At 62.7% G+C, this 21,307-nt stretch carries 21 protein-coding genes, 1 tRNA gene and 4 pseudogenes; 12 read left to right on the plus strand and 14 right to left on the minus strand.

Annotated elements, in window-relative coordinates:
* Positions 1-51 precede the first annotated feature (51 nt).
* From RBRH_RS19060 to RBRH_RS10210, 3 genes are all read right to left on the minus strand, one after another.
* Positions 52-219, minus strand: coding sequence for a hypothetical protein (locus RBRH_RS19060; protein WP_157864432.1), 168 nt, complete (start codon positions 217-219; stop codon positions 52-54).
* 63 nt (positions 220-282) lie between these two features.
* Positions 283-609: an AzlD domain-containing protein gene (locus tag RBRH_RS10205; protein ID WP_013436167.1), complete on the minus strand. Its 327-nt coding sequence runs from the start codon at positions 607-609 to the stop codon at positions 283-285.
* A complete protein-coding gene (locus RBRH_RS10210; RefSeq protein WP_083813465.1) occupies positions 606-1,361 on the minus strand; it encodes an AzlC family ABC transporter permease in 756 nt (251 codons plus the stop codon). Before RBRH_RS10210 ends, RBRH_RS10205 begins: the two co-directional genes overlap by 4 nt.
* A 310-nt stretch (positions 1,362-1,671) precedes the next feature.
* Here RBRH_RS10210 and RBRH_RS10215 point away from each other — a divergent pair, with 310 nt between their 5' ends.
* The 6 genes from RBRH_RS10215 (at position 1,672) to RBRH_RS10240 (ending at position 6,148) form a co-directional block, all read left to right on the plus strand.
* The gene (locus RBRH_RS10215; RefSeq protein ID WP_041753812.1) at positions 1,672-2,592 is read left to right on the plus strand and encodes a branched-chain amino acid transaminase; all 921 of its coding nucleotides are present in this window, start codon (positions 1,672-1,674) and stop codon (positions 2,590-2,592) included.
* A 31-nt stretch (positions 2,593-2,623) separates the two neighbouring features.
* Entirely contained in the window at positions 2,624-2,818 is a 195-nt protein-coding gene (locus RBRH_RS10220) for a zinc-finger domain-containing protein (RefSeq protein WP_013436171.1), read from the plus strand.
* Between the two features lie 165 nt (positions 2,819-2,983).
* Positions 2,984-4,009 (plus strand): lipopolysaccharide heptosyltransferase II, encoded by a 1,026-nt coding sequence (gene waaF, locus RBRH_RS10225; protein WP_041753813.1) that lies wholly within the window; start codon positions 2,984-2,986, stop codon positions 4,007-4,009.
* A 71-nt stretch (positions 4,010-4,080) separates the two neighbouring features.
* On the plus strand, positions 4,081-4,527 hold the full coding sequence (locus tag RBRH_RS10230) for a nuclear transport factor 2 family protein (protein ID WP_013436173.1): 447 nt from the start codon (positions 4,081-4,083) through the stop codon (positions 4,525-4,527).
* Complete coding sequence (locus RBRH_RS10235) at positions 4,505-5,518, plus strand: hydrolase (protein WP_041753814.1); 1,014 nt, start codon at positions 4,505-4,507, stop codon at positions 5,516-5,518. The genes RBRH_RS10230 and RBRH_RS10235 overlap by 23 nt, the downstream gene beginning before the upstream one ends.
* A 6-nt stretch (positions 5,519-5,524) precedes the next feature.
* The gene (locus tag RBRH_RS10240) at positions 5,525-6,148 is read left to right on the plus strand and encodes a DUF2946 family protein (protein ID WP_013436175.1); all 624 of its coding nucleotides are present in this window, start codon (positions 5,525-5,527) and stop codon (positions 6,146-6,148) included.
* A 31-nt stretch (positions 6,149-6,179) separates the two neighbouring features.
* Here the strand turns inward: RBRH_RS10240 and RBRH_RS10245 are convergent, their stop codons facing one another.
* Entirely contained in the window at positions 6,180-7,892 is a 1,713-nt protein-coding gene (locus tag RBRH_RS10245) for a M48 family metalloprotease (protein ID WP_232509291.1), read from the minus strand.
* Between the two features lie 288 nt (positions 7,893-8,180).
* On the opposite strand from RBRH_RS10245, the gene moaC reads away from it, so the two are divergent.
* On the plus strand, positions 8,181-8,660 hold the full coding sequence (gene moaC, locus RBRH_RS10250) for a cyclic pyranopterin monophosphate synthase MoaC (protein ID WP_041754463.1): 480 nt from the start codon (positions 8,181-8,183) through the stop codon (positions 8,658-8,660).
* A gap of 64 nt (positions 8,661-8,724) precedes the next feature.
* On the opposite strand, the gene RBRH_RS10255 is transcribed toward moaC, so the two are convergent.
* Complete coding sequence (locus RBRH_RS10255) at positions 8,725-10,530, minus strand: PglL family O-oligosaccharyltransferase (protein WP_041753815.1); 1,806 nt, start codon at positions 10,528-10,530, stop codon at positions 8,725-8,727.
* Between the two features lie 160 nt (positions 10,531-10,690).
* On the opposite strand from RBRH_RS10255, the gene RBRH_RS10260 reads away from it, so the two are divergent.
* On the plus strand, positions 10,691-11,269 hold the full coding sequence (locus tag RBRH_RS10260; protein WP_013436179.1) for a pilin: 579 nt from the start codon (positions 10,691-10,693) through the stop codon (positions 11,267-11,269).
* A 251-nt stretch (positions 11,270-11,520) separates the two neighbouring features.
* Here the strand turns inward: RBRH_RS10260 and RBRH_RS10265 are convergent, their stop codons facing one another.
* From RBRH_RS10265 to recA, 6 genes and pseudogenes are all read right to left on the minus strand, one after another.
* Positions 11,521-12,015: a YjbE family putative metal transport protein gene (locus RBRH_RS10265; RefSeq protein WP_083813466.1), complete on the minus strand. Its 495-nt coding sequence runs from the start codon at positions 12,013-12,015 to the stop codon at positions 11,521-11,523.
* 60 nt (positions 12,016-12,075) lie between these two features.
* A complete protein-coding gene (gene sucD / locus RBRH_RS10270) occupies positions 12,076-12,957 on the minus strand; it encodes a succinate--CoA ligase subunit alpha (protein WP_041754466.1) in 882 nt (293 codons plus the stop codon).
* An 87-nt stretch (positions 12,958-13,044) separates the two neighbouring features.
* Positions 13,045-14,210 (minus strand): annotated as a pseudogene (sucC, locus tag RBRH_RS10275) (ADP-forming succinate--CoA ligase subunit beta).
* Positions 14,207-14,871, minus strand: a pseudogene (locus RBRH_RS10280) (DUF2889 domain-containing protein). The pseudogenes sucC and RBRH_RS10280 overlap by 4 nt, the downstream one beginning before the upstream one ends.
* A 158-nt stretch (positions 14,872-15,029) precedes the next feature.
* Entirely contained in the window at positions 15,030-15,506 is a 477-nt protein-coding gene (gene recX / locus RBRH_RS10285) for a recombination regulator RecX (RefSeq protein ID WP_013436186.1), read from the minus strand.
* Positions 15,507-15,512: 6 nt separating this feature from the next.
* Positions 15,513-16,577, minus strand: a complete 1,065-nt coding sequence (recA, locus tag RBRH_RS10290) for a recombinase RecA (protein ID WP_041754468.1) — start codon at positions 16,575-16,577, stop codon at positions 15,513-15,515.
* A 321-nt stretch (positions 16,578-16,898) separates the two neighbouring features.
* On the opposite strand from recA, the pseudogene RBRH_RS20335 reads away from it, so the two are divergent.
* A pseudogene (locus RBRH_RS20335) lies at positions 16,899-17,079 on the plus strand (response regulator); the annotation flags it as partial.
* A 1,089-nt stretch (positions 17,080-18,168) separates the two neighbouring features.
* Positions 18,169-18,245 (plus strand) — tRNA-Met (locus RBRH_RS10300).
* 309 nt (positions 18,246-18,554) lie between these two features.
* On the opposite strand, the gene RBRH_RS10305 is transcribed toward RBRH_RS10300, so the two are convergent.
* The 3 genes and pseudogenes from RBRH_RS10305 to RBRH_RS17405 all read right to left on the minus strand — a co-directional run.
* Positions 18,555-18,980 carry a type II toxin-antitoxin system VapC family toxin gene (locus tag RBRH_RS10305; RefSeq protein WP_013436190.1) on the minus strand — a complete coding sequence of 142 codons (426 nt, stop codon included), beginning with the start codon at positions 18,978-18,980 and terminating at the stop codon, positions 18,555-18,557.
* A complete protein-coding gene (locus RBRH_RS10310; protein WP_041753817.1) occupies positions 18,980-19,225 on the minus strand; it encodes an AbrB/MazE/SpoVT family DNA-binding domain-containing protein in 246 nt (81 codons plus the stop codon). The genes RBRH_RS10305 and RBRH_RS10310 overlap by 1 nt, the downstream gene beginning before the upstream one ends.
* A gap of 34 nt (positions 19,226-19,259) precedes the next feature.
* Positions 19,260-19,493, minus strand: a pseudogene (locus RBRH_RS17405) (preprotein translocase); the annotation flags it as partial.
* Positions 19,494-19,626: 133 nt separating this feature from the next.
* Between RBRH_RS17405 and RBRH_RS19070 the strand changes: the two are divergent.
* On the plus strand, positions 19,627-19,968 hold the full coding sequence (locus RBRH_RS19070; protein ID WP_157864433.1) for a hypothetical protein: 342 nt from the start codon (positions 19,627-19,629) through the stop codon (positions 19,966-19,968).
* 150 nt (positions 19,969-20,118) lie between these two features.
* Complete coding sequence (gene ydiK / locus RBRH_RS10320; RefSeq protein WP_013436194.1) at positions 20,119-21,210, plus strand: AI-2E family transporter YdiK; 1,092 nt, start codon at positions 20,119-20,121, stop codon at positions 21,208-21,210.
* Positions 21,211-21,307: the final 97 nt, after the last annotated feature.

Here is a 21,307-nt window from a genome sequence, read left to right on the forward strand (position 1 = left end):
ACCGGGCAAGCGGACGGCCCGGCCCGTGCAGCTCGCCGGGAACATGTCATTCTAGCGCATCGGATGGAGCGATCGAAGTATCAGAAGTTGCGGCAGGGCTGCCAAAAAGTACTGGATCACCGGCACGGAATCGTGGCATGCCGGTTCAGCCCTGGACTGACCCGGAGCGCGCACAGGATAGATGTTCAGCGCGGGATAGGCGTTCAGATAGGCGCTCATTAATCGCCGGCGGTGCCATCAACGGAGTACCACCCGCCCGGCCCGAGTGGGAACGGGGACCGATCAAGACCACCCTAACCGCAGCGCCGTGAACACCAACATCCCGACGACAATCGTCTGGACCATGCTCCGGCGCCACAGAAACCACAGCGTGCCGGCAACCGTGCCATACAATGCATGGTTGTCGAGCGCGAACGCTAGCCCTCGCGGCGTCATGGCGACATCCGGCACGACCACCGCAATCAGCGCCGCTGCAGGTGCATAACGCAATGCGCGCAGCACGCGCTCTGGCAACACGGTGCGCTCGCCGCCCAGCAGGAAAGCGGCGCGGGTCACGCCGGTGACGATCATCATGCCGACAATCGTGAGCCAAATCTCGGTCGAGTTCATTGCGACACCCTGCCGCCCTGTCCAGCGCGCCGCAATGCGCTCGCCGACCTGTTGCGCGCATAGGTGTCACTGGCGAGTCCCGCGAGCAGCGCGGCCAGGATCGCCAGCGGCAGCGACAGGCGGTATGGCATGTCAATGCTAACGAGTGCGACGATCGCCGCGATGACGACGGCCACCAGCGTCGAGCGGCCGACAATCGCCGACACCATGATCGGGATCAACGCGAGCGTACCCGCCAGGCTCAAGCCCCAGTCGTCTGGAAAAAGGCTAGCGAGCAGAATGCCGATGATCGAGGACGCCTGCCACATGATCCAGCTTGACGCCGCCATGCCCCAAAAAAACGCCTCCTTACCAGGCTCATACCCGGACTTGAAGCCGCGCGCCTGGAACAGCAGGTAGATCACGTCGCCGTTGAAATAGCCTAGCCACAGACGGCGCGGCATTGACAGGTACGAAAAATGGGGCGCCAGGCCGGCACTGAACACGATAAACCGCGTATTGATCATCGCCGCGGTCAGCAGCACAGTCCACATCGGCAGCTTCGCCGCGAGCAGCGGCAACACGGCCAGTTGCGAGGAGCCGGCATACACGAGCAGCGACATCCCGAGCGACTGCGGCACGGTCAGCACCGACTTGCTCATCGCGATGCCGGTCACCAGCCCCCAGGAGAACATTGCGGCAAAGGTCGGCGCACAGGTGCGCACGCCCTCGACAAAGGCGCGGCGGTCGACATCGGACAAACGCTGGAACATGGCAGCAACGATGAATTGAGTGGAGCGGGCTGGCGATCGGCGATTGCAGCGGCGACTCCCTCTAGGTAAGCACACGGATTATAAGACTGGCCCGGCCACGCATCCACCACCCATTGACGATCCGCTAACCGCTTTGTTGGACGCCGGCGGGCCACGGCACGCCACGCCACGAGAAACAGTGGCAGGTCACGGCAAGCGGTACGCCGTATGCGCGTCGGGACTCAAATTGGCGCTAAAATAACGTCCTTTGGCTGAGCCGTTGCGCGTTCCGTGCGGACGGCCAACGACAGACACTGCGAGGACAATCCCTATGTCAATGGCCGACCGCGATGGCAAGATTTGGATGGACGGCAAGCTGATCGACTGGCGCGACGCGAAGATCCATGTGCTGACGCACACGCTGCACTATGGAATGGGCGTATTCGAAGGGGTGCGTGCGTATCAGACTAGCGCAGGCCCCGCGATCTTCCGGTTGAAGGAGCATACGAGGCGCCTGTTCAACTCGGCAAAGATCTTCCAGATGGACGTGCCGTTCGACCAGGAAACGATCATCGCCGCGCAGCGCGACGTCGTGCGGGAAAACCAGCTCCAATCGTGCTACCTGCGCCCGATCATCTGGGTCGGCTCCGAGAAGCTCGGCGTGTCGGCGAAAGGCAACACGATCCATGTCGCGATCGCGGCATGGCCATGGGGGGCCTACCTCGGCGACGAAGGGCTGTCCAACGGCATTCGCGTGAAGACCTCGTCGTTCACGCGCCATCACGTCAACGTGTCGATGGTGCGCGCCAAGGCGTCGGGCTGGTACGTGAACTCGATCCTCGCCAACCAGGAGGCAGCCGCCGACGGCTACGACGAGGCGCTGCTGCTGGATGTGGACGGCTACGTGTCCGAGGGCTCCGGCGAGAACTTCTTCCTCGTCAACCACGGCAAGCTGTATACGCCGGACTTGTCGTCGTGCCTGGACGGCATCACGCGCGACACGATCATCACGCTGGCGAAAGACTTCGGCATCGAAGTCATCGAAAAGCGCATCACACGGGACGAGGTGTACACGGCGGACGAGGCGTTCTTCACCGGAACCGCGGCCGAAGTCACACCGATCCGCGAACTGGACAACCGCACGATCGGCGCCGGTCGCCGCGGACCGGTCACCGAAAAGCTCCAGTGCGCGTTCTTCGATATCGTGTCGGGAAAAAACAAACAGTACGCGCACTGGCTGACCCAGGTCTGAGCCTGCCTCTTTCGAACCCAAGATCGACCCTATGAGCGAATTGAAGGAAATGCCGCTGATCGAACTCAGCGCGAAGGACATCCCCGCCTATTGCCCGAACCCAGCGATGCCCCGCTGGAGCGCGCATCCGCGTGTTTTCATCGACGTCACGCACGGCGAGGCGCGCTGCCCTTACTGCGGCACGCGCTATAAACTGCGCGACGGCGAGGTGCTCAAGGGCCATTGAGCCCAGCGCCACGCACCGGCGCAGGCTGGTCGTGAAAGCTGTCGCACCACGGTGCGACGGCCTTCGCGCGCAGTGTCTCCGTGTTGCTTCCCCCGCAATCGACCCGCTTCCGGCGCCCCAGGCAAGCGCCGGCCGAAGCGCTTTTTGACTGGAATTTCTGACTCGATGCGCCGTGCGCTCATAATCGCGCCCAATTGGATTGGCGACGCGTTGATGGCTCAGCCATTGTTCGCGCTGATCAAGCGACTGCACCCGCGGATCGTCCTCGATGCCGTCGCGCCCGCGTGGGTGGCGCCGGTGCTCGCGCGGATGCCAGAGATCCGCGAGATCCATTCGACTGACCTCGGGCACGGCAAGCTGCAGCTATGGCAGCGCTGGCAATTGGCCAGCGACCTGCGTGACGCCGGCTATGACGCAGCCTACGTGTTACCAAACTCGCTGAAATCAGCACTGGTTCCGTGGCTTGCCGGCATCCCGCTGCGCATCGGCTATACCGGCGAGAGCCGCTATATGCTGCTGAACGTGCGGCATCCGAATCCGCCGCGAGGTGAGCGAGCGCCGATGGTGGCGCATTATGCGGCGCTCGCCTACGCACCGGGCGCCAAGCTGCCGGCCGACTTGCCGCCGCCGCGACTGGAGATCGACTTGAACGAGCCGGTGCGCGTGTCGCACCGGTTCAATCTCGACACGCGGGTGCCACTGATCGCGTTCTGCCCCGGTGCCGAATACGGGCCGGCCAAGCGCTGGCCGCCGGAGCACTTCGCGGCGCTGGCCCGGATGATCGGCCAGTCATTTCCGTACACGCAGATCGTCGCACTGGGTTCGCCCAAGGACAGCACGGTCGCTCAAGCCATCGCGGACCGCGCACCCAACGTGCGCAACCTGTGCGGCCAGACGTCGCTCAGCGAAGCCTGTGCCCTAATCACGCGCGCGAGCGCGGTGGTGACCAACGACTCCGGCTTGATGCATGTGGCCTCCGCATTGCGCCGACCGCTCGTCGCGCTCTATGGATCGACCGACCCGCGACATACCCCGCCCCTGTCCGAGCTGGCGAAGGTACAATGGCTGCATCTTGAGTGCAGCCCGTGCTTCGCGCGCGAGTGCCCGCTCGGTCATCTGAATTGCCTGCGCGAGTTGTCCGCCGAACAGGTATTCGGCGACCTGCGCGGGATGCTGATTGCCAACCGCTGAACTGTGCCGGGGCGCGCCGCACTTGCCGCGCAAAACGAGCGCCCCGCCAGGACCGAACCCATCGACGCGCCATGCCACGTTTCGCCCGCCTTTTCGACGCCGCCGCCGACGCGCTCAACGCGTACTACCAAGCTATTGCCGACGCGAACCTGGACCATGCGATGAGCCTGTGGATCGACGAGGAATTCGCCAGTTGCATCTGCGCGGACGGCGCACATATGCATGGCCTTGGCGAAATCCGCGACGGGCTGGCGAAGCAGTTTGAGGCGGCCCGCGTGACGATCGAGCCGGTCGACATCCGCGTCCACGACAGCCTGAGCACCGTGGTCTACGCGATCGCCGAGGCACACCGTCCGGCCGACCAGACCGAGCCCGCGACGATGGTGTTCTCGACCTATGTGCTCGTGCATGAGCGCGGTGAATGGCGAATCGCTCATATCCACGCGAGCCCGATGCCGGACAAGGCTGCCGGCCAGTTCGCCGCGAAGATGCGCCATGGACAGGGTTCGCTACACTGAGCGCTCGTCGGGGGCGGCCCACATCGATTTGATCTACCGGCCGCCCCGCTGGCTACCGAATGCCCATATCCAGACGATCGTGCCGGCGCTGCTCGCGCGCGCGCCACGAGTCGCCTACAGGCGCGAGCGATGGACCACGCCAGATGACGATTTCATCGAGCTAGATTGGCTCGATACCGCCGGACAGGCGCAAAATGCGCCGCTCGTCGTGCTGTTCCATGGCCTAGAGGGCAGTTCCGACAGCCATTACGCGCGCACGTTGATGGCGGCCGTCGCACTGCAAGGCTGGCGCGGCGTGGTCCCGCATTTTCGCAGCTGCAGCGGCCCGATCAATCTGGCGCCGCGTTTCTACCATCTGGGCGACAGCGCCGAAATGGACTGGATTCTGCGCCGCTTGCGCGACGCGCACGCGGGCCCGCTACTCGTTACCGGCGTGTCGCTGGGCGGCAACGTGCTGCTGCGCTGGCTCGGCGAACGGCGTGAGGACGCTGGCAGACGGGTTGATGCCGCGGCTGCCATCAGCGCGCCGCTGGACCCGAGCGTAGGCGGTGTCGCGCTGTCCAGTGGCTTCAACCTACTGTACACACGTAATTTCCTGCGCACGCTCAAGCGCAAGGCTATCATCAAGGCGCAACAATATCCCGGCCTATTCGACATCACCGCCACGCTGCAGGCGCGCAACTTCCGGGCGTTCGACGACATCGTCACCGCGCCGCTGCACGGCTTTCGCGACGTGGACGACTACTGGAAGCGTGCAGCGTCTAAGCCGCTGCTGCGCGAGATCACGGTGCCAACGCTGCTGCTCAACGCACGCAACGACCCATTTCTGCCCGCGCATGCGCTACCAGCAGCACGCGACGTGTCGGCGGCCGTCGAACTGGAGCAACCGGAATACGGCGGCCATGTCGGTTTCATGACGGGGCCATTCCCAGGACGCATCGAGTGGCTGGCACGGCGCGTGCTCGACTATTTCCACCCCTACGCTCGGTGACTCGCGATGGATGAAATCGTCAAGAAAGCACTAGCTAAATGGCCCGATGTCCCGCACTGCACCGGCTGGCTGCTGCTGGACAGGCGCGGCAACTGGCGCATGCGCGATGAAGCGGCGCAGGCGAACGGCGAACCAGGCACGCCGATCCGGCACTCGGCGCTGCTCGGCTTCATCAATCGCAACTACCAGAGCGACAAAGATGGTCAGTGGTACTTCCAGAATGGGCCACAGCGGGTCTACGTCGAACTGGCGTACACGCCTTATGTCGTCAGGATGTCCAAGAACGAGGATTTGTCTAAAGCGTTGCACGGCGACGTGCTGACGCTGCGCGACCATACCGGGGCACCGTTCGTGCCTTGCGCGTGTTACCTCGACGATGCCGGCGGCGTATTGTTCATCGATGATGGCGCACCGGCCCGGGTCGCAGTGCTACACGATCATGACCTGGCGCTCTTCTCCGAGCACATCGATTTCGATGAGGACGGGCAGCCGCATACGTTCGTCTGGCGCCCACATGTGCCGTTGCGAATCCAGCCCATCGACCGCGTCGATGTACCGGCGCGTTTTCATTTCGAGCCCAGCCCCGCCGCCGCGGTCGCAACAACGCGCCCTGCCGACCCCATAGCGTGAGCGTGCGGCAGGACGCCCGCCTGCCGACTCGCTACCCGCGAAGCTTGTCGTCGTCCCGCTCTTCCCGATAGCACTCCTCGAATTGCCGCAGCCGCGCGGTGATCGTCGACATGTCGTAGTATGACGCACCCCGCGTATCGCGCGCCTGCCTGAGTTGGCGGATCGCCGATGGCCACGCGCCGTCGAGCGCCAGCGTCTCTGCTTGCGCGCGGCGCTGCTGGACCGTGTCACCCAGCGCGGCGCTGGCTTGCGCCAAATAGCGCCACCATTCGCTGTACTGCGGCTCCGCGGCCGCCTGCGCCCGTGCCAACGCCTGAGCGTCGGCGTACCGGCGCGCGGCGATCATCGCCTGCAAATACGCGTCGATCGCCGCGTGCGAAGCCGGACTGCGGCGCCGCGCCCGTTCGGCGTCGCGCAGCGCATCGTCCAGCCGTCCAGCGCGGCGGGCGATTTCCGAGTCCAGTACGTCCAGGCTGACCGTGGACGACATGCCATCCGGCTGCGCCGATTGCACTGCGTCGAATGCCGCTCGCGCACGGCGCAACGAAGCCTGCGCGGACGCATAGTGGGCCTGCAGCATTTGCGCCAGCGCGATGCCATACCAGTTCGCCGCCACACTCGGCGCGCTCTGGCCATCGATCTGCGCCCGCAGGCGCTGCTCGATATCCGCAAGCTCGCTTGCCGACTTGTTTTGCAGCACCCGCGCGCGCGCCTGCACAAATACGTACTCCGGCGACTGCCGCGGCTGGCGATACGCTGCATGGCGAGCCCGGTCCGCCATGTCGGCGATCCGCTCCCCGGTCAGCGGGTGCGTTCGCGCGTAGGGCGGCACGCCGACATCTGCGACCGTGCCACGCTCCATGCGCTCGAAGAACGATGGCATTCCATACGGGTCGAAGCCCGCGCCTTCCAGCATCATGAAGCCGACGCGATCCGCCTCGCGCTCGGCGGTGCGCGAAAACCGCAACTGATTGTCAACGGCGAACGCCTGTCCGCCGATCGCCACCGCCGAGCCCAGATCCGCGCTGTGGGCCAGCACGCCAGCAAGCACACCAAACAACATGCCGGCGATCGCCGCATAGCTGTTGCGCTCGCTGATCATGATCATCCGCGCGATATGCCGTTGCAGCACGTGGCCCATCTCGTGGCCGACTACTGACGCCAGCTCCGATTCGGTACGTGTCGCGACGATCAAGCCCGTGTTCATCCCGATGAAGCCACCCGGCATCGAGAACGCATTGATCTGCGTGTCACGCACCGAGAACAGGTCGAAATCCGGCACGTAGCCACCGATGTAGCGCTCGCGGGCCGCGGCCGCGAGCCGTGAAGCGACTGAGTTCAAATAGTCCCGCACCAGCCAGTCGCCCAGGTAGTCGGGGTCATGCCGCACCTTGCGCATCACCCGCTCGCCAAGCTTGCGCTCAGCCTGCGGCGACAACGAACCGCCTGAGCCATCGCCAAGGCTGGGCAGCGAGTGCACGTGCGGCCCATAGGACGTACCTGTGAACCTCGACGTACCTGGGCGCTCGACGCCGCCCGCATTGCCGCGATACACGCCGAAGACGTCGCTTAGCGAATCGCAATAGCGCGAATCATATTGCCCAGCATCACGGTCCGCTGCGCTGACCACTGGATTGGCCGGCGTGCCGGTGGACACCCGCACGCCGGCCCGCACGGTGTCGGGCACGCCAGATGGCTGAGCGCTCGGCAGCCGCGGCCAAACCAGCGCAAAGATGACGGACAACGCAATAAGACGTTTGATCTGCRTGACTTGGTCAGGACGTTCTGGCACACGGCTGCGAAATGGCAGCACCCGTTCGGCCACCGCACCACCATGAATCCACGTAGGCCCGGGCGCCGCGGTGCTCGTGCGCGCGCGTGCCACTGTTATGATACCGGGATGCCTGCGGGCCTCGGTGAATCGCTATTGCACGCCGAGGCGCCGCGAACCGGACCAGCCTTCTGTGGATCGGCGAGCCGCCGCAAGCCGCATACCGCCGCTGTCCAGCAACGATACCGTGCCGTCACTATCATGTCAGAACTTACCCATTTCGATGCATCCGGCCAGGCGCAGATGGTCAACGTCGGCGACAAGGATGCAACCCGCCGTGTCGCGATTGCGCGTGGCGCAATCACGATGCGCGCGGAAACACTGACGCTCATCCGCGAAGGCCGCGCCACCAAGGGCGACGTGCTCGGCGTCGCGCGTATCGCGGCGATTCAAGGCGCCAAGCGCACATCCGACTTGATTCCGCTGTGCCACCCGCTCGCGCTGACCCGCGTGAGCGTCGACTTCACCCTAGACGAAACGCCAGCGGCCGTGCACTGCACCGTCCGCGTCGAGACGATCAGCCGCACCGGCGTCGAAATGGAAGCGCTCACGGCAGCGCAGATCGGCCTGCTGACCGTCTACGACATGTGCAAGGCCGTGGATCGCGGCATGACGATCACCGACGTGAAGCTGCTCGAGAAGCACGGCGGCAAGTCCGGGAGTTGGGTGGCGGGAGAATAGGCACAGCTGGGACGGCGAATCCCATCAAACGGGTCCCGCGCTAAGGCGGGACCGGCCATACCGATCATTCCCCACTGTCTTCGCCGTCCTCCGGCGGCGCCGCCGGCATGATCCCATAGCGGGCGACAAGCGCCTGCTTGAATGGCGCAAGCACACTGCCTGCATCGTCACACGCACGATACACTGCGGCAAGCTGCGCCGGCCAATCCTTCAACATGTCTGCAAACACCTTCAGCCGACGCATGGTCTGCAGCGCGCCATCGGTGTCGCCAGCGATCGCCTGCAGCACCGCATACCGCCGCACCACGGTTTCTCCAGGCAACAGAGCCATTGCCTGACGGTGCATCGCCAGCTTCTTGTCGAGGTCGGTCTTATCCAATGGCAACAATGTCGCGAAACCATATTCGCCCCATGCGGAAAATAGCACCGCCGGATCGGCCCGGTATTGCTCATAGGGATTCGAGCCGTAATACAGCACTTCCGAGCGCGCATAGTCGCGCTGGATCGGGTACAACGCGACGAGACCGGCCAATACCAGCGCGCCCTGCCCTCCCCGGGCGGCGGCGGGCGCCGCCCGCAGCGGCGAGGTTTCCAGCAGTCCAATCACGAACCACGCCGGCAGCAGGAAGAACATGTACTGCTGCGGATACTCGACCAGCGCGTGCATCAACAGGATGCCGATCAGCGCAACGCCGAATACCCGTTCGATCCGCTCACCACCGCGCAGAACGCGCACGAACCACAGCAGCAGCCCCACTACGGCGATCGCCAGTCCGAGTGCACCGGTCTTAGCCAGCAGGTCGATCACGATGTTATGGGAATTGTTCGCGATCTCAACGCTGCCGAGCTTGTCGACGAGTTCGTATTGAATGCGCGGAAATTCGCCCCAGCCAACGCCGAACCACGGGTGCATGTCGAACATCGCGAGCCCGTATTTCCAGAGCGCCAATCGCGGCGCAATCTGGCCAGCATCCTGGAATCGTTCGGCGGCGGACTGACCCAAATTCAGATTGAAAGACGCATTGGCCCAGCGCGTCGCGAGATTGACGGCGATGAAAATGACCAGCAGCAACACCGGCGTCATCCAGTCGCGCAGCGAACGCCAGGTGTCGTGGCGTTCACCATAAGAAGAGACGCGACTGCGACGCGCTTCAAACGCCATCCATGCCCCCGCTAGCACGATGACACCGGTTTGCAACCAGGGGCCGCGCGAAACCGTCAATGCCTGACCGGCTGTATAGACCACCGACAACACGATCCATACCGGGTAGCGTAACCGTCGCTGCTGAACCAGATACAGCGCCGCGGCCAGCGCAAACGCGATGTACGTCGCCAAATGGTTCGCCTGCGCCATGTTGCCGAACGGCCGCCGCCCTATCTGCACGTGGTAGCTGACCACGAAAGGCGCCACGCGGTTTTCCAAATGAAATAGTTGGACGAATTGACAAAACACTGCGAATACGCCACCTGCCAGCAGCGCGTACGCTATCACATTGAACGCGCGTTGCATCGAACCGAGGCAACTGATCCAGTACCCCGTCTGCGTCGCCATCAACGCGGCGAGCAGGAACCCGCCGCCGAGCAGGTTCATCGATGGCTGAACGGTATCGATGATGAACGGCTGCGCGAACAACAACGCGCCGAACAGCAGCGGCACGAGCGCCACCCGCGGCGCATCGATCGCCGCGCGCTCACCGGACGCAAACACCCACGCGAAAATCGATGCCCCGACCAGCAAGTACAACGCGAGCGCCGAGTACTCAGCGTAGAAGGTCGGGATCGGATACGTATGTAACGTGACCGCGTACGGCAGGATCCAGGCCAGGATAAGAAAGCCAAACGTGAGCAATCGCGACAACGATACGGGCATGGCAGGTTGGACTCGAGGAAACCGGCGCACTATACAAAAATTCCGCACCGCTGTGGCGATGCATTGGCTATTTAGCTGACTACAGCTGGCTCATCCTGTTGCGCACAATTTATCGGACCGCGTTCGATTCCCGAAGCGGCCCCTAGTAAGGAGCGCACCGATGACTGCATCGACCCGCCAGAAGCCCGACGATTCTGACCGCCCCGCGGTACGGGGACCAACACCGTCATGCGCGGCATTCACGCTAGTGGAGCTCATGATCGTACTGGCGATCGTTGGCGTCGTCGCGTCATTTGCGCTCCCAGCCTACCGCGACTATCTGACTCGCAGCCGGGTTGGCGAGGGCCTGTCGTTGGCCGCGCCAGCGCGGCTGGCCGTGGCAGAAAATGCCGTGGCGGGCGCGCAACGGCTTGGCAGCGGCTATGCACGACCGCCGGCGACGCGTAACGTGGAATCGATCGACATCGACGACAAAACGGGGGCCATCACGATCCACTATACCTCCCTAGTCGCCCCATCCGGCGAAAACACGCTCGTGCTGATGCCGTCGACATCCGACGATCTGGACGCATCCCATGCCCAAGTATCCATTAGCAGCAACCGCAGCGGCACAGGCACACTGACCTGGGAATGCTTCGCCGCAGGCAAGACCACTTCGTCGCTTCCGATTCCCGGGCCAGTGCCCGACCCAAGCCCGACGCTGCCGGCCCGTTTTGCGCCGCCGGAGTGCCGTGCGTGAGCCGCATCCAGGTTCGCATGTCGCGGCGCATCGGCACGCTGGGCGTGGCGACATCGCAGTGCCGCCATCGGTATGCTGGGCATGGTGGCATCGAAGGGCCGGTACCGGTGCACCGGACCTGCGAGCATCGTCATGCCGTGGACAAGTGTCAGCGTTGCGCGGTTGCCATTGGAGCTACGCCCATGAACGACACCGGCAGCGTCGTGATGGAGTGCCGGGCCGCGTTGGCTGCCGCGTCCCGTGTCCGCGCGTCAGCGAGCACGCACCGCCGTGCCATGCCGGCTACGGCGTTTCAGCCACCCGCCGGTCCCGATCACGGTCAGCGCACCGACGACGCTGGCGACGTAGTGATACGCTTGCATACCGTTGCCAAACAACCTCGCCACAAGGGGATCACCGATGACCAGGCCGCCGGCGATCCAGCCGAGCAACGCGGCACCGAGTGGGACGATCGCCGGGAAACGATCCAACAGCTTGAGCACCAGCGTGCTACCCCATACGATCAACGGCACACTCAACAGCAAGCCAAAGACCACCAGCCCCAGCCGATGCTCCAATGCAGCCGCATCGGCCGCGCCGGCTATCGCGATCACGTTGTCCAAGCTCATCACGAAATCGGCGACGATAATGGTGCGCACGGCCGCCCACAGCTTGTCCGCGGCCTTGACGCTGCCATGCGCATCCGACTGCGGCTGCATCAGCTTGATGCCAACCCACAGCAACAGCAGGCCGCCAAAAAGACACAGCCGGCCACCGCGTCGCGGTGGCCGGCTGTGCCGGTAGTAATGCGTGCGTGTCGGCGGCGCTTACAGCACCGACTTCAACAAGCGACCCATCTCAGATGGGTTCTTCGTTACCTTGATGCCGCACGACTCCATGATCTCAAGCTTCGCTTCGGCGGTATCGGCACCGCCCGAGATCAATGCGCCAGCGTGACCCATCCGCTTGCCAGGGGGCGCCGTCACGCCGGCGATGAAGCCCACGACCGGCTTCTTCATGTTGTCCTTGATCCAGTACGACGCATTCGCCTCGTCCGGGCCGCCGATTTCACCGATCATGATGACCGCATCCGTATCCGGATCGTCGTTGAACATCTTCATCACGTCGATGTGCTTCAGACCGTTAATCGGGTCGCCGCCGATCCCGACAGCCGACGATTGACCCAAGCCAAGGGCGGTCAGCTGGGCGACCGCCTCATACGTCAGCGTACCCGAGCGGGAGACGACACCGATACGACCCTTCTTGTGGATATGACCAGGCATGATGCCGATCTTCAACTCGTCGGGCGTGATCACACCCGGGCAGTTCGGCCCGAGCAGCAACGTCTTGCGGTTCTCGCGGCGCATCCGGTCACGCACCTCGATCATGTCCCGGACCGGAATGCCTTCGGTGATGCAGATCGCCAGGTCCAGGTCGGCTTCGACTGCTTCCCAGATTGCCGCAGCAGCACCAGCCGGCGGCACGTAAATCACCGACACGGTCGCACCGGTCTGTGCCTTGGCTTCCTTGACGCTGCCAAAAATCGGAATGCCCTCAAAGTCCTCACCGGCTTTCTTTGGATTCACACCCGCGACATAGGCAGCGCGACCATTCGCGTACTCGCGACAGGCGCGCGTATGAAACTGGCCGGTCTTGCCGGTAATACCCTGCGTGATGACCTTCGTATCTTTGTTGATCAGAATCGACATGTAATGACCTCTTTCGTTCGGCGCCGCAGCTCGCGCAAAGCGCGGTGGCAACGACACCATGCGTATCCTCGAAGTGAGCGCGGCGGCTTACTTGCCTTCGGCTGCGGCGACGACCTTCTGCGCGGCTTCTTCCATGCTGTCCGCGGAAATAATTGGCAACCCGGAGTCGGCGAGCATCTTCTTGCCGAGGTCCTCGTTGGTACCCTTCATCCGCACGACCAGCGGAACTTGCAGGTGCACCGCCTTCGATGCCGCGATCACGCCCTCGGCGATCACATCGCAACGCATGATCCCACCGAAGATGTTCACAAGGATGGCCTTCAGGTTCGGGTTCTTCAGCATCAGCTTGAACGCTTCGGTCACTTTCTCGGTCGTCGCACCACCGCCGACATCGAGGAAGTTCGCCGGTTCGCCACCGAACAACTTGATCGTATCCATCGTCGCCATCGCCAAGCCGGCACCATTGACCAGACAGCCGATGTTGCCATCAAGGGAGATGTAGGCGAGATCAAACTTCGATGCCTCGATTTCGGCCGGATCCTCTTCGTCGAGGTCGCGGTAGGCAACGATCTCCGAGTGACGGAACAGCGCGTTCGAATCGAAGTTGAACTTTGCGTCCAACGCGATTACCTTGCCGTCGCCGGTCAGGATCAACGGGTTGATTTCGGCCAGCGATGCGTCCGTTTCCCAGAATGCCTTGTACAGTCCATGCAGGTTCGCACGGGCCTGCGCGAGCGATGCCTCCGGCACGCCGATTTTTTTGGCGATCTCGTCTGCTTCAGCGTCCTGCAAGCCCTTAGCCGGATCGACCGCAACCTTATGATCAACTCGGGCGTCTTCGCGGCCACTTCCTCGATGTCCATGCCGCCTTCGCTGGAGGCCATCAGCACAACCTTTTGCGAGATACGGTCGACGACGAGACCGACATACAGTTCCTTCTTGATGTCCGCGCCTTCTTCGATCAGCAGCCGGTTAACCTTTTGCCCTTCGGGGCCGGTCTGGTGCGTCTTGAGCTGCATGCCGAGGATCTGGTTCGAATACTCACGCACCTGATCCAGCGATTTCGCGACCTTGACGCCACCGCCCTTGCCACGGCCACCAGCATGGATCTGAGCCTTCACCACCCAGACCGAGCCGCCAAGCTCCTCGGCCACCTTGACGGCTTCGTCTACCGAAAACGCGGGCTTGCCGCGCGGCACCGTGACCCCGAATTTGCGCAGGATCTCTTTACCCTGGTACTCGTGAATCTTCATGCGTGATTCCCTTCAGTCTGAGAGTTGGAATGAATATCGCTGTGTGCGGCGCTTGGCGCGGCTTCGCGCACGACGCGGCACGGCGCGGCGCGGACTTCACGCGGCGCGTGGCCATACCAGCGCGGATAGAATTGCGTGACCACGGGCCGTCAAGCTTCAACGCGTGGCAGCGATCAAGCTGAAACGGCATCGCATCGCCGGCTGCGTCCGTGTCTGACGCGCCTGTCTGCGACACCTCGCCGACGCAAGCCTGGCTGGCTGCGCTCGGCGATAGCACGCGCAAATCGGTCAGATGCGTACAGCCCGCCGCCTCACCAAGACGCTCAGTGACGGCATGCCAGAGCCCACGACGCAGGTCCAATCCAATCAATGCGCGATCGCTTGGATTGGCGTCTTCGCAATGCCCCGGATAAGAAACCCATTTCACCGCCGGCGACTGCGCATCGACGACATTCATCTGACGATCAATCGTCACCCGCAGCCGAAGTTCTTGGATAGGTAGCCCGGCCGGCCTAACACCGGTGGCGATTTGCGTGTCACGCACGTTGCAATCGGTCAGGCATGCTTCGATGTCCCACAAGCCATCTTCGCGCTCGAACGCTTGCACGTCAATCGCACGGCGATGACGCGCCCGACGAGGAGCAGAGGGAGGGAGCGGCATGGAAAGGGTTACGGCCGGATGGAAAACCCAGCGATTTTAGCATACCGGTCCAACGGCCTGACGACACCCGCGCGCCCACCCCGGAACGCGCTTCACCGCCACGAACGCATAGGCGAAGCGCAACATACCGCGTAACACGACGCGGTCTACGCGGACCGTCATTCATCGCCGGCTTCGTCGTCGATCCCGCTGACGAGTCGCGAAACCACCGCGCGGGAAAAGCCGCGGGCGGCCAAGAAACGCGCCTGCTTGGCACGCTCGGCCGGCGACTGCGCGACGTGGCCCTGAAATTTCTTTTGCCACACCGCTTTCGCCCGTTCCCATTCGGTTTCCCGTAATTGATTGCCGATGTCGTCCAACAGGTCGCCATGCAACGCGTGCCGCTTCAACTCCCCAACGATCCGGGCCGCGCCGAATCGGGACGCGCGGCGATGCACGACACTTTCGGCAAACCGACTGTCAGACAGCCAGCCGTCCCGCTCGAGTGCATCGAGAATCGGCTCGATATTGTCGCCTTCCTGGGCGTCGCGCTTGAGCTTCGCAGTCAGTTCGGCACGACTGTAATCCCGGCGTGACAAATACCTCAACGCGCGCCCCTTCAGGCTTGGCGCGGGGCGCGGGCACTTCGCGCGCACTTCGCGTTACGCTTGTCCGCCCTCGGCGGCTACTGCGCCGGCCGGCATCGCCACGACACCGAGCGACTCGCGGACGCGATTTTCGATCTCGCGCGCAAGATCCGGATTTTCGCGCAGGAACTCCCGCGCATTGTCCTTGCCCTGGCCGATCTTCTCACCGTTGTAGCTATACCAGGCACCCGCCTTCTCGACAATCTTCGCCTGGACGCCAAGATCGATGATTTCACCGTGTCGCGAAATCCCCTCACCATACAAGATGTCGAAAATCGCCTCGCGGAACGGTGGCGACACTTTGTTTTTGACCACCTTAACCCGCGTTTCGTTACCGATGACTTCGTCGTTCTTCTTGATCGAGCCGATCCGACGGATATCGAGCCGAACCGACGCGTAAAACTTCAACGCATTGCCTCCGGTGGTAGTTTCCGGGTTGCCGAACATCACACCGATCTTCATGCGAATCTGGTTAATGAAGATAACCAGGCAATTGGTCCGCTTGATCGTGCCGGTCAGCTTGCGCAGTGCCTGCGACATCAGTCGCGCCTGCAGGCCGGGCAGTGAATCGCCCATTTCACCTTCGATTTCGGCCTTCGGCACGAGCGCGGCCACTGAGTCGATGACGATCATGTCAATCGACCCCGAGCGCACGAGTGCATCGGCGATTTCCAGTGCCTGCTCGCCAGTATCAGGCTGAGAAATCAGCAGTTCCGACGCGTTGACACCCAGCTTAGACGCGTACTGGACATCAAGCGCGTGTTCCGCGTCGATGAACGCGCAGGTGCCGCCGATTTTCTGCATCTCAGCGATCACCTGCAGCGTAAGCGTCGTCTTGCCGGACGATTCCGGCCCGTAGATCTCGACGACACGGCCACGCGGCAGTCCACCGACGCCTAGCGCGATGTCCAAGCCGAGTGAGCCAGTCGATACGACTTGAATGTCTTCGACTGCCTCGCCATGGCCAAGCCGCATGATCGACCCCTTGCCGAACTGCTTCTCGATCTGCGATAGCGCGGCAGCCAGTGCCTTGCTCTTCTCCGCAGTCAGTCCAGTTGAGCCTTTCTTGCTTTCTTCCATGAATCGTCCTTTGCTATGATGAGCGGCAGTCTGTTGCCGAAGCGGCACGCCTCGCATCGTGGCCATTCCGGTCATCCCCGGATGACACCGCTGCCCGCGCCAACGCGCGGCTCCAGATACTGTATAAAAAAACAGTGTTGTTTGCAAGCGCGAAATACACGCATCCGGTACGCAAATGGCATGCCTGTTCCCGCCGCGGGACGTACCCTTGAAGCAGGGCCGGTGCGTATGGCGCCGAACACCGCGTGTCGTTGCAATATGCACGATAAGGAGACGCCGGAAAGGGGGACAGGTTTGCGCCGCCGGCACTAAAACACGCCCCTGCGCATTCTCATTGCCGAATGATGACAGCATACTCGCGGATGGCCTGATCCGATCACTCCGCCATTCGGGCTATGCGGTCAATTACGTCAAGACGGGGATCGAGGCCGACGTTGCCCTGTCGAGGCAATCGTTCGACCTGCTGATCCTCGATCTCGGACTGCCACGCATGAGCGGGCTCAGAGCGCCATTCACGTAGCGAGGCGCCCGCACGCGCCGCTTGCCATAGTGAGCCCGTGCGCTCGGCTGAACTCTGCAATTTGAGCCGCCGCCCGAACATCACGCAGTTGTTGTTGCCCACGACGCGCCCGTAGTGTTTGCACAAAATGGCTGCTAAGCCGTTGCCGATATAGGACACGAAGGCGTTGCCCGGCTCAGCGGCCGGCACGGCGAACTTGGCGTTGTAACGCGGCATGTAGGGCTGCTCCAGGTAGACTTTGGCTTGCTGCATGTCGGTGATGCCTGCCTTCCAACTCGCGGGGTAAGCGCTGCTGGTGTATGCCGAAGGCCCACTCTGAACGCCCATGAGCCTGCGGCCAATAGGCCGCAATGTGCTCCAATGTACTCGATACCCGTAGCGCCAGCGCTCGTCCAACTGCGTCCCTGTGTTCGCATCGACCTTCTCGCCGGCTTGGGACGTATGGAAATAGTGGCTGCCGCGGTCGGTATAAAGCGCGCAAAACAAGCCATAGCGGGCAATCGTTTGCCCCACCCGGTGGAAGCTGGAGGCCGCGCCCTCCTCGTCGCAGAAGAACATCGACAGATGCTCACCGGTCGCATCGTCCATCGTGTCCACTCAGTCCCACTCCTGCCCAGGCACCCATTCACGAGCACTGGCGTGCTGGTGCACCAGCATCCCGCGCAGTGGCGCGCGATCACTTTGCCACGGGCCTTGGCGCGGTTGACCTCGCCCGCTTGCTGCAACGGGTTCTTCGCCTAAGTATAGCTGCGCGTACCGCCATGCTCACGTTGGTACCCGCTGTGAAATTGCCTCACGTTCCAGCCGGTGTAGAGCTGTGCCGCCTCGGCCTGTGTGAGTGCGCGTGTTCTGCCAATGAGCCGCTTATCCTGCCAGTCGCTGTAGACCTCTTCGAATCTCATTTTCCGGGTTTTCTGTCACCAATGTGCCCGACCTACGAGTGGCTCCATACGACACTCAAAACCGGGCACATTACGTGCTAAGGACCCGGACAGTTCACGTGCTCACGACAGGAAAACGCGAAAATCGTTGACAATTCGTCTAGGCATGCCCATAATCCGGGGTTCTTTCGGCGAATTAGCTCAGTCGGTTAGAGCGACGGAATCATAATCCGCAGGTCCGGGGTTCGAGTCCCTGATTCGCCACCAAATAAGTCAAAGGGTTACAGTGCTTCTTGCCTGTAACCCTTTTTCGCTTCTAGTGCGTATCACCATCTGTAACCGGATTTCATCAATCGCAGTTCGCGGCGGGACCCGATGATGCAGCGGAAGATCGGAAAGGTCGCGCCGCCTGCATGATTGGATTGCGCACCTCATCGGAGCGTACCACCGGTTTCCAAAGCCCCGTTCCAAGAAACCACAGTGGAAACCGTGCCCGCCAGCCGTTGTCGGTGGTCAGGCGGAGCAGGTGTGGGCGCAACTGTGCCCGCGGCTTTGCCTGATACCGTCAGGCGGCGGTCAAAACATCACCGGCTTTATCTTCATCCGCTTAGCATTGCGTGCCAGCACGTCGTCAAGCGTTGCCATGCCCTTGGCTTTGGCATCGAGGGCCGCCGCGAGGTGGAGGGCATCGCCAGCGCGCAGGCCGGTTGCCGCGTCCAGCGTCAACACGGCCGCCCGGTGGAACGTGGGCGGGTCTACCAGCAGTAACTGCAAATCACTGGCGCACAGGCGCTCAAATGCCTGCCACGCGGTCGCGCTTTGTTCGCCAGTGATTTGGGCTGTCCGCTGCTTGATGCCCAATGCACTGGCAAATTCGGTCACGCACCAGGCAGCGGAAGCCAATTCCTCGTTACAGCCGGCGTACCACCGCGCGACAGCGGCACTTTTGGGCTCATTCACGCAAAGCGCCACCAGTACGCTCGTATCGACGTACATCATCATCAGTAACGTGCTCCGCGACGCAACTCCTCCATGACGGATTCAGTCATCGGCATGGCGGCGCGGGATTTTTCCAGTTCACGTCCAAAGGCTTGCCGGTCCCACCTGGCGGCACGAAGGTAGAGGCCGCCATCGATGGTAAGGCTCGCCTGCACATGGTCACCTTCCTTGATGCCAATGCGCCGCACGTAGTCGGCGGGAATGCGCAGCGCAAGGCTATTACCCCATTTTGCTACCTGCAGGTTCATATGCGCTCCATTGATATACATCGACGTTTATACATTATAGCGCTATTTGACGTCCTGCAATCCCCGTGGGGCATTGCTTCGGCTTGAGGCCAATGCCGGCCTGTTCCAACATCCACGCTTTAATCTTGTCGTGCCATGCGCGCAGCAGGGCCAGCGGATAGCGGCGGTAATGCTTCTCAGCAATGGCGGACGGCCTATGCTCCATGATTGGGGCCACGATGCCCACCGGCATCTCGCACCACTCGGCGAGTGTACCGAACGAGCGGCACTGTTCGCTCGCTAACCTTCGCGGAACCGATTTCGCCCGGTATCGGAACCGGCGCCGCGATGCCGGCCGGGCGGAAAACACGATTCGACTCGAGCTGGCGATCGTTTCCCGTCTCTTCGACCACTCGCAAAGAATGAGGCATGGAGGCGGATGGGCCGAACAGCGCACTGGCGGGCGAATTTCGCTGGCGTCAACCATTGCAGCGCAGAATGTGCGCCTGAAGTCCAACATCATTCATCTGAGTCGACAACATGGTCGAGATCTGGAAGGTGAGGCGGTATCAGCGCCGCTCGGCCTCGTAATGCGTCATGGAACCTGGTCCGCCGCGTTGCTGCTGGCCAGCGCCACGCACGCGCAGCCGAACTGCACGGACGCGGTCAAACAGATGTGCCTGGACGCGTTAACCGTCGCGCGCATGAAAAGGCTTAATGGCTATCTCCATTGCCAGTTGAAATCACGGCTGTCGCAACCGTGATGCCACACCGGCCATAAGCACACGTTTTTTCGCCATCGCACGGAACATGCACGCGCGAACCGGGCTCGATCCGTTGCAGTCCCTACGCACGCCGCACCGGGCACAACATACCGGGCGCAGCATATCAATCACGCTGGAGGTATCAACGGTATGAACTATTCGCAAGCGCAAACAGACATCGCGCGAGCTTTGTTGATCATTTTTATTTTGTCGCTGCTAATCGGGGGCAGCCTGTACATCATGAGCCCGTTCCTGCCTGCGCTGATCTGGGCCACGATGATCGTCGTGGCAACGTGGCCGCTGATGCGCGGCGCGCAGGAGCGGCTCGGCGGACGACGCGGCCGGGCTACTGCGTTGATGCTGGCCGCCTTGTTGATCGTCATCGCGTTGCCACTGTATGGCGCGGTGGTGGCCATCGCGGCTCACGCTGATACGATTCTGCAATACGCCCGTGCCCTGCCGGACTACCGGCCCGCGCCGCCACCGGCTTGGTTGCACGAGGTGCCGCTGATCGGCGAGCGCATCACCTCGGCATGGCAACGGCTCACCCACGCTGGCGTCGACGGCCTGCTGGAATTCGTTGCCCCTTACGCGGACACCGGCGCGAAATGGATGGTGTCGCACGCAACCGCGGTCGGTGGCGTACTCATACATCTGCTGTTGACGCTCATCCTATGCGGAGTGTTGTACATGCATGGCGAAACAGCCGCAGGGGCTGTGCGGCGCTTTGCCTATCGCCTTGCTGACGAGCGCGGTACAGCCGCGGTGCGTCTGGCCGGCCAGGCCATCCGCGCTGTCGCGCTGGGCATCGTCGTGACCGCGGCCGTGCAATCGGCGCTGGCTGGTCTGGGGCTGTTCGCCGCCGGGATACCCGGCGCGGGCATGGTATGCGCGATCACCCTCATCCTGTGCCTGGCGCAGATCGGTCCGCTACTGCCGTTGATCGGCGCAGCAATCTGGCTGTTCTACCAGGATGCGACTATCGCCGGAGTCGCCATGCTCGTTTGGGCGTTCGTCGTTTCTAGTCTCGACAATGTCATACGTCCGCCGCTGATCCAGCGCGGCGTGGATCTGCCGATGCTGTTAGTGTTGGCCGGCGTGGTCGGTGGACTGATCGCATTTGGCATCGTCGGACTGTTCATCGGGCCGGTCATTCTGGCCGTCACCTACAAGCTGATGCACGCTTGGATCGACGAGCAAGCCAAGGCCGTGTCCCGCCCCGCTCGCCAAGAACGAGCATAGCCGTAACGGCGCGGATGTCCGCGCCGCACGACGAGCAACGGACTCGTGAGCCGCGCTGGCCATCCCCATTAATCAGTTTGCCCCCTGCCCTGCGCGG

This window comes from Mycetohabitans rhizoxinica HKI 454 (genome assembly GCF_000198775.1).
GTDB classification, from domain to species: domain Bacteria; phylum Pseudomonadota; class Gammaproteobacteria; order Burkholderiales; family Burkholderiaceae; genus Mycetohabitans; species Mycetohabitans rhizoxinica.